At 61.9% G+C, this 13,114-nt stretch carries 13 protein-coding genes; 11 read left to right on the top strand and 2 right to left on the bottom strand.

Features of this window, described 5'->3' with window-relative positions; translation table 11 throughout:
• Positions 1 to 12: 12 nt before the first annotated feature.
• On the bottom strand, positions 13 to 375 hold the full coding sequence (clpS, locus tag P3C50_RS04310; protein WP_275545011.1) for an ATP-dependent Clp protease adapter ClpS: 363 nt from the start codon (positions 373 to 375) through the stop codon (positions 13 to 15).
• Positions 376 to 606: 231 nt separating this feature from the next.
• Between clpS and cspD the strand changes: the two genes are divergently transcribed.
• Positions 607 to 876, top strand: coding sequence for a cold shock domain-containing protein CspD (gene cspD, locus P3C50_RS04305; RefSeq protein WP_275545010.1), 270 nt, complete (start codon positions 607 to 609; stop codon positions 874 to 876).
• 92 nt (positions 877 to 968) lie between these two features.
• Here the strand turns inward: cspD and icd are convergent, their stop codons facing one another.
• Positions 969 to 2,225, bottom strand: a complete 1,257-nt coding sequence (icd, locus tag P3C50_RS04300) for an NADP-dependent isocitrate dehydrogenase (RefSeq protein ID WP_197855622.1) — start codon at positions 2,223 to 2,225, stop codon at positions 969 to 971.
• Between the two features lie 357 nt (positions 2,226 to 2,582).
• Between icd and P3C50_RS04295 the strand changes: the two genes are divergently transcribed.
• From P3C50_RS04295 to P3C50_RS04250, 10 genes are all read left to right on the top strand, one after another.
• The gene (locus tag P3C50_RS04295) at positions 2,583 to 4,811 is read left to right on the top strand and encodes an NADP-dependent isocitrate dehydrogenase (RefSeq protein ID WP_275545009.1); all 2,229 of its coding nucleotides are present in this window, start codon (positions 2,583 to 2,585) and stop codon (positions 4,809 to 4,811) included.
• A gap of 155 nt (positions 4,812 to 4,966) precedes the next feature.
• Positions 4,967 to 5,407 (top strand): NUDIX hydrolase, encoded by a 441-nt coding sequence (locus P3C50_RS04290; RefSeq protein WP_275545008.1) that lies wholly within the window; start codon positions 4,967 to 4,969, stop codon positions 5,405 to 5,407.
• Between the two features lie 118 nt (positions 5,408 to 5,525).
• A complete protein-coding gene (mnmA, locus tag P3C50_RS04285) occupies positions 5,526 to 6,638 on the top strand; it encodes a tRNA 2-thiouridine(34) synthase MnmA (RefSeq protein WP_275545007.1) in 1,113 nt (370 codons plus the stop codon).
• Complete coding sequence (gene hflD, locus P3C50_RS04280; RefSeq protein ID WP_197856520.1) at positions 6,635 to 7,255, top strand: high frequency lysogenization protein HflD; 621 nt, start codon at positions 6,635 to 6,637, stop codon at positions 7,253 to 7,255. The genes mnmA and hflD overlap by 4 nt, the downstream gene beginning before the upstream one ends.
• A 2-nt stretch (positions 7,256 to 7,257) precedes the next feature.
• Positions 7,258 to 8,121, top strand: coding sequence for a DMT family transporter (locus tag P3C50_RS04275; protein WP_275545006.1), 864 nt, complete (start codon positions 7,258 to 7,260; stop codon positions 8,119 to 8,121).
• A 148-nt stretch (positions 8,122 to 8,269) separates the two neighbouring features.
• Positions 8,270 to 9,640 (top strand): adenylosuccinate lyase, encoded by a 1,371-nt coding sequence (gene purB / locus P3C50_RS04270; RefSeq protein ID WP_275545005.1) that lies wholly within the window; start codon positions 8,270 to 8,272, stop codon positions 9,638 to 9,640.
• A 78-nt stretch (positions 9,641 to 9,718) separates the two neighbouring features.
• Positions 9,719 to 10,885, top strand: a complete 1,167-nt coding sequence (locus tag P3C50_RS04265) for a cupin domain-containing protein (protein ID WP_275545004.1) — start codon at positions 9,719 to 9,721, stop codon at positions 10,883 to 10,885.
• The gene (locus P3C50_RS04260) at positions 10,878 to 11,303 is read left to right on the top strand and encodes a GNAT family N-acetyltransferase (RefSeq protein WP_197856516.1); all 426 of its coding nucleotides are present in this window, start codon (positions 10,878 to 10,880) and stop codon (positions 11,301 to 11,303) included. Before P3C50_RS04265 ends, P3C50_RS04260 begins: the two co-directional genes overlap by 8 nt.
• An 8-nt stretch (positions 11,304 to 11,311) precedes the next feature.
• A complete protein-coding gene (locus P3C50_RS04255; RefSeq protein ID WP_275545003.1) occupies positions 11,312 to 11,953 on the top strand; it encodes a histone acetyltransferase HPA2 in 642 nt (213 codons plus the stop codon).
• On the top strand, positions 11,950 to 12,759 hold the full coding sequence (locus P3C50_RS04250; protein WP_275545002.1) for a secretin N-terminal domain-containing protein: 810 nt from the start codon (positions 11,950 to 11,952) through the stop codon (positions 12,757 to 12,759). The genes P3C50_RS04255 and P3C50_RS04250 overlap by 4 nt, the downstream gene beginning before the upstream one ends.
• Positions 12,760 to 13,114: the final 355 nt, after the last annotated feature.

Below are 13,114 nucleotides of genomic sequence, written 5' to 3'. Positions count from 1 at the left end.
AAGTGGCCGGCGTTAACCGTCCTTCTCTATTTCACAGAGTAGCGGATGCTGACTTTCCCGCGCGTACTGATTGACCTGCATCGCCTTGGTCTCCGCAATATCGCGGGTGTACACACCACACACCGCACGCCCTTCTGTATGGACGGCCAGCATGATCTTGGTCGCCAGCTCCCGGTTCATGCCGAAAAATGTTTCAAGCACTTCGACGACGAAATCCATCGGGGTGTAGTCGTCATTGAATAAGACCACCTTGTACATCGGTGGTGCCTGCAATGCTGGCTTGGATTCCTCAACAGCAATACCAGAGGAGTCATCCTCATGCTCTGCCGGGTGATCCTGATTGAATGTTAGTCGAATCTGGCTACTTGCATGCATGCTGAAATTAGAGGTTCAAGGCCGGGCGAACGGGGATGCTAGAGGGATTTTGACTGACTTCTCAGCCATCCGCCGTATAGCCTTGACTAACGGCAAAAGGGTGTTACAACAAAAGAATACCCATCAGCGGGTATCAGGGATTCCACGCCTTCGCCCAGCCTGGTTGGTTATCGCGCGGAATCGAAGTGGATGATACTCCAGAGATGGAGTCCTTTGCAGAGGGATATCAGCATGCTCAGCGGTAAGGTCAAGTGGTTCAACAACGCCAAAGGTTATGGATTCATCTTGGCCGACGGCCGAGATGAGGACCTGTTCGCCCACTACTCGGCCATCCAGATGGACGGATACAAGACACTCAAGGCCGGCCAGCCGGTCCGCTTCGAAATCGTGCAAGGCCCCAAAGGACTGCATGCGGTCAATATCAGCGCAGCTAGCGCCACTCAGGATACCCCCGTGGCGGTCACCCAGACGCAGAGTATCGAAAGCACAGTCGAAGCTTGAGCATTCCAGCGCCACGGCCTTATCAAGGCGCGAGGTGCCGGATACGAGAAGGCCGGTCATGTGACCGGCCTTCTTTATGCCTCTGAATCAGCTTACATATGGCTGATCATCGCATCGCCGAATTCGGAGCAGGACATCAGCTTCGCCCCCTCCATCAAACGCTCGAAGTCATAGGTCACCGTCTTGGCGGAGATGGCGCCGTTGGTGCCTTTGATGATCAGGTCGGCGGCTTCCCCCCAACCCATGTGGCGCAACATCATCTCGGCGGAAAGGATGACCGAGCCGGGGTTGACCTTGTCCTGACCGGCGTACTTGGGCGCCGTGCCGTGAGTCGCCTCGAACATGGCCACCGAATCGGACAGGTTGGCGCCGGGCGCGATGCCGATGCCACCGACCTCGGCTGCCAGCGCATCGGACAGATAGTCGCCATTGAGGTTAAGCGTGGCGATGACGTCATATTCAGCCGGACGCAGCAGGATCTGTTGCAGCATGGCGTCGGCGATCACATCCTTGACCACGATGTTCTTGCCGGTGCGCGGATTCTTGAACTGCATCCACGGACCGCCATCGAGCAACTCGGCGCCGAATTCCTCGCGAGCAATCTCGTAGCCCCATTCCTTGAAGGCACCTTCGGTGAACTTCATGATGTTGCCTTTGTGCACCAGGGTCACCGAACTGCGGTCATTGTCCACCGCATACTGCAGCGCCTTGCGCACCAGGCGCTTGGTGCCGGCCTCGGAAACCGGCTTGATGCCGATACCGCACATGTCGGTGAAGCGGATCTTCTTGACGCCCATTTCCTCAGTGAGGAACTTGATGACTTTCTCCGCCTCAGGGCTGCCAGCCTTCCACTCGACGCCGGCATAGATGTCCTCGGAGTTCTCGCGGAAGATCACCATGTCCACGTCACCCGGCTTTTTCACAGGGCTGGGCACGCCCTCGAACCAGCGCACCGGGCGCAAGCAGACATACAGGTCGAGCTCCTGGCGCAGGGCTACGTTCAATGAACGGATGCCACCACCCACAGGCGTGGTCAGCGGGCCTTTGATCGAGACCACGTAATCACGCACGGCCTCGAGGGTTTCTTTCGGCAGCCAGGTGTCCTGATCGTAAACCTGGGTGGCCTTCTCACCGGCATAAACTTCCATCCAGGATATCTTGCGAGCGCCGCCATAGGCTTTTTCGACGGCAGCGTCGACCACCTTGATCATCACCGGAGAAATATCGACGCCGATACCATCACCCTCGATGAACGGGATGATCGGATTGTCTGGAACGCTCAAGGACATATCGGCGTTGACGGTGATTTTGTCACCGCTGGCTGGCACCTGGATCTTTTGGTATCCCATGCTGGACTCCATCTCGTGGTTAGACAGTGTGCATCCCCGAGAGTAGCGCAAACCGCTCGACGAGACACATGTGCAAAGGTCTTATGCAACTGGGCATTCTGCGGCGAGGCGCCGCAGTGGTATACTGCTTAGGTGACTAACGAGTCATAAGGGGCGGCCTGTCCGGAACCGGATAGCAGCCTCTTGAAGCCGGCGGGGATACACCATCGTCCGCCGGATCGAAACGTTCGACACTCTACGGGTGCATCCAACATCACCGCGGCGAGTCCTCGACCCGGCTCCACCATCCCGGAGTTCGCGCCACACGCGCAGGTCGAGTTTCTATGCGCGCTCAGCAAAGAAGAGAGTTAACGCTAAATGTCCACCCCTTCGAAGATCATCTATACCTTCACCGACGAAGCCCCGGCCCTTGCCACCTATTCGCTTCTGCCCATCGTGGAAGCCTTTGCCGCCTCGGCTGACATCTCCGTTGAAACCCGCGACATCTCTCTTGCTGGGCGAATCCTGGCGAGCTTTGCCGACCGTCTGGACGCCGACAAGCGCATCGATGACGACCTGGCCAAGCTGGCTGAGCTGACCCTGCAGCCTGACGCCAACATCATCAAACTGCCGAACATCAGTGCCTCCGTCCCTCAGCTCAAGGCCGCCATCGCCGAGCTGCAGGCCCAGGGCTACAACATCCCGGACTTCCCGGAAGATCCGCAGAGCGAAGAAGACAAGGAAGTGCGTGCGCGCTACGCCAAGGTACTGGGCAGCGCCGTCAACCCGGTTCTGCGTGAAGGCAACTCCGACCGTCGCGCCCCGGCCGCGGTCAAGGCCTACGCCCGCAAGCACCCGCACAGCATGGGCAAGTGGAGCATGGCTTCGCAGTCCCACGCCGACTACATGCGCGGCGGCGACTTCTTCTCCAGCGAGCAGTCGATCACCATGGCCAAGGCCGGTGACGTGCGCATCGAGTTCGTCGGCCAGGACGGCAAGGTCGAGGTCAAGAAACAACTCGCCCTGCAGGAAGGCGAAGTGTTCGACAGCATGTTCATGAGCTGCAACAAACTGCGCGCCTTCTTCGAGAAGACCCTGCAGGACTGCAAGGAAACCGGCGTGATGTGGTCCCTGCACGTCAAGGCGACCATGATGAAGGTTTCCCACCCGATCGTCTTCGGCCACGCCGTCAGCGTTTACTACAAGGACGTGTTCGACAAGTACGGCGAGCTGTTCAAGGAACTGGGCGTCAACCCGAACAACGGCATCAGCAGCGTCTACGACAAGATCAAGTCGCTGCCCGCCTCGCAGCAGGAAGAAATCCTGCATGACATCCACGAGGTCTACGCTCATCGCCCTGAAATGGCCATGGTCGACTCGGTCAAAGGCATTACCAACCTGCACATCCCGAGCGACGTGATCGTCGACGCTTCGATGCCTGCGATGATCCGCAACTCCGGCCAGATGTGGGGCAAGGACGGCAAGCAGAAAGACACCAAGGCCGTCATGCCTGAGAGCACCTACGCTCGCATCTATCAGGAAATGATCAACTTCTGCAAAACCAACGGTGCGTTCGACCCGACCACCATGGGCACCGTGCCGAACGTCGGCCTGATGGCGCAGAAGGCCGAAGAATACGGCTCCCACGACAAGACCTTCGAAATGACCGCCGACGGCACCATGCGCGTCGTTGCCGCCGACGGCACCGTGCTGATGCAGCACGAGGTAGAAGCCGGCGACATCTGGCGCGCCTGCCAGACCAAGGACGCGCCGATCCGCGATTGGGTCAAGCTGGCCGTTACCCGCGCTCGCCAGTCCGACACCCCGGCCATCTTCTGGCTGGACCCGGAGCGTGCTCACGATCGCGAGCTGCAGAAGAAGGTCGAGCTGTACCTCAAGGACCACGACCTGACTGGTCTGGACATTCGCATGATGGGCTACAACGAAGCCATCCGCGTATCCATGGAGCGCATGATCCGCGGCCTGGACACCATCTCGGTGACCGGCAACGTACTGCGTGACTACCTGACCGACCTGTTCCCGATCATGGAGCTGGGTACTTCGGCCAAGATGCTGTCCATCGTTCCGCTGATGGCGGGCGGCGGCATGTACGAAACCGGCGCCGGCGGTTCTGCACCCAAGCACGTACAACAGCTGGTCGAAGAAAACTACCTGCGCTGGGATTCCCTGGGCGAGTTCCTGGCCCTGGCCGTGTCGCTGGAAGAAACCGGCATCAAGACCAACAACGCCAAGGCCAAGGTGCTGGGCAAGACCCTGGACCAGGCTACCGGCAAGCTGCTGGACAACAACAAGTCCCCGGCGCGCAAGGTCGGCGAGATCGACAACCGTGGCAGCCACTTCTACCTGGCGCTGTACTGGGCACAGGCCCTGGCCGAGCAGAACGACGACGCGGCGCTGAAGGCTCACTTCGCCCCGCTGGCCAAGCAGCTGACCGAGCAGGAAGCAGCCATCGTTGCCGAGCTGGCTGCCGTACAGGGCAAGCCGGCGGAAATCGGTGGCTACTACCGCTCCAACCCTGAGCTGACCAGCAAGGTGATGCGCCCCAGCGCCACCTTCAACGCTGCTCTGACTGCACTGAATGCCTGATAAGGCTTGAGTGTCAGAAGAACCCCGGCCTGGTGCCGGGGTTCTTTATTTATGGATATGGACAATCTTTGTAGGAGCGAGCTCTGCTCGCGAAAAGCTTCGCGAGCAGAGCTCGCTCCTACAGAATCACGCTGATCGTTTTTTGGAGCACCGAAATGGACTGGCAACCCCATATCACCGTGGCAACGGTGATCGAAGACGATGGCTGCTTCCTCTTCGTCGAAGAATTCAAGGCCGGCCGCATGGTGCTGAATCAACCAGCCGGACACCTGGAGGCCAACGAGTCGCTGCGTGAAGCCGCAGTGCGCGAAACACTCGAGGAAACCGGCTGGGACGTGGAGCTGACCGCCCTGCTCGGCATCTATCTCTATACCGCGCCGAGCAACGGCGTCACCTATCAGCGCGTGTGCTTCAGCGCCCGCCCCGTGCGCCATAACCTCGAGCGCGAGCTGGATAGCGACATCAGCGGCATCACCTGGCTGACGCGCGACGAGCTGGCCGCACAACCCGAGCGCTGGCGTAGCGAGCTGGTACTGCGCTGCGTCGACGATTATTTGGCAGGCGTCAGTGGGCCGCTGGAGCTGGTGCGTAACTAAGCGTAGCCCGGATGAAATCCGGGGATGCCTGTCGCGCTCTTCCCGGATTTCATCCGGGCTACGGGTACAGGCTTTCTGGTAGACTCGGCAGTTTTTCAGGCTTCACTCGCAGACTCCCATGCAAGCACCTAGCACCCAACGCGTGATCGTCGGCATGTCCGGCGGCGTCGACTCGTCCGTTTCCGCCCTGCTGTTGATGGAACAGGGCTATCAGGTCGAAGGCCTGTTCATGAAGAACTGGGACGAAGACGACGGCACCGAATACTGCACCGCCATGGACGACCTGGCCGACGCCCAGGCCGTATGCGACCGCATCGGCATCAAGCTGCACACCGCCAACTTCGCCGCCGAGTACTGGGACAACGTGTTCGAGCATTTCCTGGCCGAATATAAGGCCGGACGCACGCCGAACCCGGACATCCTGTGCAACCGCGAGATCAAGTTCAAAGCCTTCCTCGACTACGCCCTGAGCCTCGGCGCCGACCTGATCGCCACCGGCCACTACGTACGTCGCCGTGATATCGACGGCCGCACCGAACTGCTCAAAGGCCTGGACCCGAACAAGGATCAGAGCTACTTCCTGCATGCCGTCGGCGGCGAGCAAATCGCCAAGACCTTGTTCCCGGTCGGCGAGCTGGAAAAGCCGCAGGTACGCGCCATCGCCGAGAAATACGAGCTGGCCACCGCGAAGAAGAAGGACTCCACCGGCATCTGCTTCATCGGCGAGCGCCGCTTCAGCGACTTCCTCAAGCAGTACCTGCCGGCGCAACCGGGCGATATCGAAACCACGGAAGGCCAGATCATCGGCCGTCATCATGGCCTGATGTACCACACCATCGGCCAGCGCCAGGGCCTGGGTATCGGCGGCCTCAAGGACGCCAGCGACGATCCCTGGTACGTGCTGCGCAAGGACCTGACACGCAATGTGCTGATCGTCGGCCAGGGCAACGAACATCCCTGGCTGTTCTCCCGCGCCCTGCTCGCCTCGGACATCTACTGGGTCAACCCCGTGGACCTGAGCACTCCGCGCCGCCTCACCGCCAAGGTGCGCTACCGCCAGAGTGACCAGCATTGCACCCTGGAGAAAACCGAAACCGGCTATCGCGCCGTGTTCGATGAGCCGCAACGCGCCGTAACGCCGGGCCAGTCCGTGGTGTTTTACGACGGCGAGGTGTGCCTAGGCGGCGGCGTGATCGAAACAGCAGAAGCCTGGTACGAGGACGCCCGATGAGCCCGATGCAGGAACAGCTGGTCGCCCTCGGCGCCGTCTTCGAAGCCGCTTCCCTGGCCGACAAGATCGCCCGCACCGGCCAGGTCAGTGAAGCCTCGATGGGCTGCATGCTCGGCAGCCTGCTGGTGCGCGATCCGAAAACCACACTGGACGTCTACGGTGGCGACGATCTCAACCTGCGTGATGGCTATCGCGCGCTGATCAGCTCGCTGGAGCGCAACCCGTCCGCCCTGCAGCGCGAGCCGCTGCGTTATTCCCTGGCGATGATCGGGCTGGAACGCCAGCTGGATAAGCGCAGCGACATGCTGCAGGTGATGGGCAGTCGCCTGGACCAGATCCAGCAACAGGTCGAGCACTTTGGCCTGGTTCACGACAACGTCATCGCCGCCTGCGGTGGCCTGTACCAGGACACCATCAGCACCTTCCGCCAGCGCATCCAGGTGCATGGCGACATGCGCTTCCTGCAGCAGCCGAACAACGCCGCGAAGATCCGCGCACTGCTGCTCGCAGGCATTCGCTCGGCGCGCCTCTGGCGTCAGCTTGGCGGCCACCGCTGGCAGTTGGTGTTCAGTCGCGGCAAGCTGCTCAAAGAACTCTACCAACTGACGCGAAACTGACCATGGAGCCCGCCAGCCGCAGTGTCAAACCCCTCCAGGGTGCCCTGCTGCTAGCACTCTCGGCGCTGCTGTTCGCCTTTACCGGGGTCGGCATCCGCGAGATCTCCGTCAGCGTCAACAACGAGTCGGTGGTGTTCTTCCGCAACCTGGTCGGCGTGCTGTTCTTCCTGCCCCTGCTGCTGGTGCGCGGGGTCCGCCCGCTGCGCACGACCCGCCTGAAATCTCATCTGTGGCGCACCACATACGGCTTGGCGGCGATGTACTGCTTCTTCTACGCCATCGCCCATCTGCCGCTGGCTGACGCCATGCTGTTCACCTACTCGGCGCCGGTATTCACGCCACTGATCGCGCACATCTGGCTCAAGGAGCCGCTAACCCGGCGCATGCTGATCAGCAGCCTGATTGGCCTGTGTGGCGTACTCTTAGTGGCCAAACCCAGCGCCGCGTTATTCGAAGGCCCTGCCCTGATCGGCCTGGCGGCTAGCCTGCTGGCGGCCTTCGCCTTCGTTTCCATCCGCGAAATGAGCGACAGCGAGCCGGCCACCCGTATCGTCTTCTATTTCTCGCTGTTCAGCGCGTTGTTTTCCGCCATCCCGCTGACCTGGAGCTGGCAGCCGCTGGACGCCAACCAGCTCGGCTGGCTGCTGGGTATCGGCCTGCTGGCCACCGCCAGCCAGGTGATCATGTCGCGCGCCTACGGCCTGGCGCCGCCCGGGCTGATCGGCCCGGTCGCCTACCTGGCCATCGTCTTCGCCGGCATCATCGCCTGGCTGCTCTGGAACGAGACGCCAGACAACCTCTCGCTGCTCGGCGCGGCACTGATCTTTGCCGCCAGTCTGTTATCGGTCGCAAGACGCAGGGCATAGGCGGTCATGCGCCGGTTTTCATGTATGATATGCGCCCTTTTCGTCAGAGGTCGTCCAGGCACCTGAGCTAGAGCCCGCTTCATCGAAGCCGGCGCGATGCACAGAGACCCCGGATGGCTTTTCAGCCCGACAGCTCGAGAACGCCTACATGCAGCTTTCCTCGCTCACCGCGGTTTCCCCCGTCGACGGCCGCTACGCCGGCAAAACCAGCGCCCTGCGCCCAATCTTCAGCGAATACGGCCTGATCCGCAGCCGCGTACTGGTCGAAGTGCGCTGGCTGCAGCGCCTGGCTGCCCACGAAGGCATCCCGGAAGTCGCGCCCTTCTCCGCCGAAGCCAACGCCCTGCTCAACGAGCTGGCCGAGAACTTCGCCGTCGAGCACGCCGAGCGCGTCAAGGAAATCGAGCGCACCACCAACCACGACGTCAAGGCCGTGGAGTACCTGCTCAAGGAGCAGGCCGCCAAGCTGCCTGAACTGGACAAGGTCAGCGAGTTCATCCACTTCGCCTGCACCAGCGAGGACATCAACAACCTGTCCCACGCCCTGATGCTGCGCGAAGGCCGTGACCAAGTGCTGCTGCCGCTGATGAAGCAACTGGCCGACGCCATCCGCGAACTGGCGGTGAAATTCGCCGATGTGCCGATGCTGTCGCGCACCCACGGCCAGCCGGCTTCGCCGACCACCCTGGGCAAGGAGTTGGCCAACGTCGTCTACCGCCTGGAGCGCCAGATCGCTCAGGTCGCTGCCGTGCCGCTGCTGGGCAAAATCAACGGCGCCGTGGGCAACTACAACGCCCACCTGTCGGCCTACCCGAGCATCGACTGGGAAGCCAACGCGCGCCAGTTCATCGAGGGTGACCTGGGCTTGACCTGGAACCCCTACACCACCCAGATCGAGCCGCACGACTACATCGCCGAGCTGTTCGACGCCATCGCCCGCTTCAACACCATCCTGATCGACTTCGACCGCGACGTCTGGGGCTACATCTCCCTCGGTTACTTCAAGCAGAAGACCGTAGCGGGCGAGATCGGCTCCTCGACCATGCCGCACAAGGTCAACCCGATCGACTTCGAGAACTCCGAAGGCAACCTGGGCATCGCCAACGCGATCTTCCAGCACCTGGCCAGCAAGCTCCCGATCTCCCGCTGGCAGCGCGACCTGACCGACTCCACCGTGCTGCGCAACCTGGGTGTCGGCTTCGCTCACAGCGTCATCGCTTACGAGGCAAGCCTCAAGGGAATCAGCAAGTTGGAGCTCAATGCGGGGCGTATTGCTGAAGATCTGGACGCCTGCTGGGAAGTGCTCGCCGAGCCGATCCAGACCGTGATGCGCCGCTACGCCATCGAGAACCCGTACGAGAAGCTCAAGGAGCTGACCCGCGGCAAGGGCATCAGCCCCGAGGCCCTGCTGGCCTTCATCGACGGCCTGGACATGCCGGCCGCCGCCAAGGAAGAGCTCAAGCAACTGACCCCGGCGCGCTACATCGGTAACGCCGTGGCCCAGGCCAAGCGTATCTAACAGTTTTCAGCCACGAGGACGCCCGGCTGAGCCGGGCGTTTTTGTTTTAAGGTTTTTATCCATTTCAAGGGCTTAGCGATGAATCCTGATACTCCGCTGCAATTGCTGGGTGGCCTCACAGCCCGTGAGTTCCTCCGCGATTACTGGCAGAAAAAACCGCTGCTGGTGCGCCAGGCCATTCCCGACTTCGAAGGCCCGATCAGCCCGGACGAACTGGCCGGCCTAGCGCTGGAAGAAGAAGTCGAGTCGCGCCTGGTGATCGAGCACGGCGAACGCCCCTGGGAGCTGCAGCGTGGCCCGTTCAACGAAGACACCTTCCAGGACCTGCCCGAGCGCGACTGGACCCTGCTGGTGCAGGCCGTCGATCAATTCGTCCCGGAAGTGGCCGAGCTGCTGGAAGACTTCAAGTTCCTGCCCAAGTGGCGCATCGACGACCTGATGATCAGCTTCGCTGCCCCCGGTGGCGGCGTCGGCCCGCATTTCGACAACTACGACGTATTCCTGCTGCAGGCCCACGGCCATCGCCGCTGGCAGATTGGCCAGATGTGCGATGCCGACAGCCCGCTGCTCCCCCACGCCGATCTGAAGATCCTGGCCGAATTCGAACCAACTGATGAGTGGGTACTGGAGCCCGGCGACATGCTTTATCTGCCGCCGTGCCTGGCCCACAACGGCATTGCCGAGGATGATTGCATGACCTATTCCGTGGGCTTCCGCGCGCCGAGCGCCGCCGAAGTGCTGACCCATTTCACTGACTTCCTCGGCCAGTTCCTGCCCGACGAAGAGCGTTACAGCGACGCTGACATCCAGCCGAGCGAGGACCCCCACCAGATCCAGCGCGACGCCCTGGAGCGTCTCAAGGCCCTGCTCAACGAACACATGAGCGACGAGCGCCTGCTGATGACCTGGTTCGGCCAGTTCATGACCGAGCCCAAGTACCCGGAACTGGTCGCCGGCATCGAAATCGAGGAAGACGACTTCCTCGGCGCCCTGGAAGATGGTGCGATCGTCATCCGTAACCCCAGCGCACGCATGGCCTGGTCGGAAGTGGGTGAAGACCTGGTGCTGTTCGCCAGCGGCCAGAGCCGCCTGGTGTCGGCGCGCTTGCGCGAGCTGCTGAAGCTGATCTGCAGCGCCGACGCGTTACATGTGGAAAACCTCGGTGCCTGGCTGGCCGACGACGAGGGGCGTACCCTGCTGTGGGAACTGGTCAAGCAGGGCAGCCTGGGATTTGCCGATGAGTGAGATCACCGTCCGTGTCGCGGACTGGCATAAGGACATCGCCGAGCTTCGCCGCATCCGCGACAGCGTGTTCGTCGCCGAGCAATCGGTACCGCCGGAGCTGGAGTGGGACGCCGAAGATACCGAGGCCGTGCACTTTCTCGCCGAGGAAGGCGACTACCCGGTTGGCACCGCACGCCTGCTGCCGGATGGCCATATCGGTCGCGTCTCGGTGCTCAAGGACTGGCGCGGCCTCAAGGTCGGCGAGAAACTGATGCAGGCGGTGATCGCCGAAGCGGAAAAACGCGGCCTGCATCAGCAAATGCTCACTGCCCAGGTGCACGCCACACCGTTCTATGAAAGGCTAGGCTTCAGGATTGTCAGCGACGAATACCTCGACGCCGGCATACCGCACGTGGATATGGTGCGCACCAGCCAGTAGAGACCCAGATGAACGAAAAAGACGCCCCGGTCGAACCGAGCGATACGCCAGAAGCCACTGAGTTGGCGGCCATCGAATTCGAGTCGCCGGGGCGTTTTGCCGTGCACAACCCCGAACCCGTCACGGCGGACGCGGCGCAATGGGAGCCGGCGCCGTTCGTCCTCGGCCAGCATGAGCACCTGGAGCGCTTCAGCAAGCCGCAGGAGGCGCGCGCCCACGTTCTGGCATTGATCCAGCAGGCCCAGCGCAATCTGTGTCTATATACCGACGATCTCGAACCCTGGCTCTATCACCACAGCAGCGTGGAGCAGGCCTGCACCCGTTTCCTGCTGAACAGCCCGCGGGCGCGCCTGCGCATCCTGCTGCGCGATCCAACCCGTGCGGTGAAGGAAGGCCATCGCCTGCTCGCGCTATCGCGTCGGCTGTCCTCCAACTTGCATATCCGCAAACTCAACCCGGACTACGCCAGCGATGAACTGGCCTTCCTGATCGCCGACGACAGAGGGCTGCTGTTGTGCCCGGAACTCGATCAGCAGTCCGGCTACACCCTGTACAACGATCCGGCGCGCGTGCGCCAGCGTCAGGCCCAGTTCGACCAGGCCTGGGACACCAGCATTACCGACCCCGACCTGCGGAGCTTCCTGCTATGACCCTGCGCACGCTGTTCGCCGCCCTGCTTCTCGGCCTGTGCCTGCCTTTGCAAGCCGCTACCGAGGTGATCCCGCTGAACTACCGCACCGCCGACGACGTAATGGGCGTGGTGCAGTCGATGCTCGGCAACGAGGGCAAGGTCAGTGCCTACGGCAACCAGCTGGTGGTCAATGCCTCACCCGCCAAGATCGGCGAAGTTCGCGTGCTCCTGCAGCAGCTCGACACCCGTCCGCGCCGCCTACTGATCACCGTGGAAAGTACCGACAGCAACTACCAGAACGACCGTGGCTATCGGGCCGATGGCACCCTTAGCGCCGGCAATGCCGAAGTGCAGGTCGGCCGTGGCGAAGTCAACGGTCGCGACCAGGTACGCATCATCCGTCGCAGCACCGACAGCCGCGGCGGCGGCACCCAGCAGGTGCAGGCCACCGAGGGCTATCCGGCGCTGATCCAGGTCGGTCAGAGCGTACCGCTGACCAGCACCAGCACCGGCCCGTACGGCCAGGTGTACCAGGACACCCAGTACCGTGACGTGACCCAGGGCTTCTACGTAACGGCCAGCCTCTCCGGCGAGCTGGTGCATGTTTCCATCAGCAGCCAGCGCGACCGGATGAATGACCACCGCCCCGGCGTGGTCGACGTGCAGAGCACCGACACGCGCGTCAGTGGTCGCCTGGGCGAATGGATCACCCTCGGCGGCGTCAGCGAGCAAACCAGTTCCAGCGGCCGTGATGTGCTACGCCGGCACACCACCCAAGGCCGCGAAGACATGTCACTGCGCCTCAAAGTCGAAGCCCTCGACTGACGTCCCCGACCAAAGTCGAATGCCCTTGCGCCCTAGGTACGATGGACAGGCCGCGTAACCCGAAAAATGCCTGAAACGCCCGGGCCATGGGCTGCCGCGCATGACCAATCAGTCGCCGAATGAATATGTAGTAGTTTTGAAAAACCACTACAAAACGTTTGACGAAGTATTTTCCCAGAGGCATGATGGCCTCGCTCCCGCTAGCCAGGGGTCCTGAAAAGGATCTCCAGATCGTTCACGAAGTACTTCGTAGCGGTCCGTGTCCCAACAGCCCACAAGGCCGTACGACGAGGTTGCGACTGGAACGAAGTTGTCCTGAGGGACGGGGAAGCGTTTAGCGTCAAACAGATCGATG

Source organism: Pseudomonas sp. Marseille-Q0931, assembly GCF_940789645.1.
GTDB lineage: Bacteria > Pseudomonadota > Gammaproteobacteria > Pseudomonadales > Pseudomonadaceae > Aquipseudomonas.
This window is presented reverse-complemented; position numbering and strand designations above follow the sequence as displayed.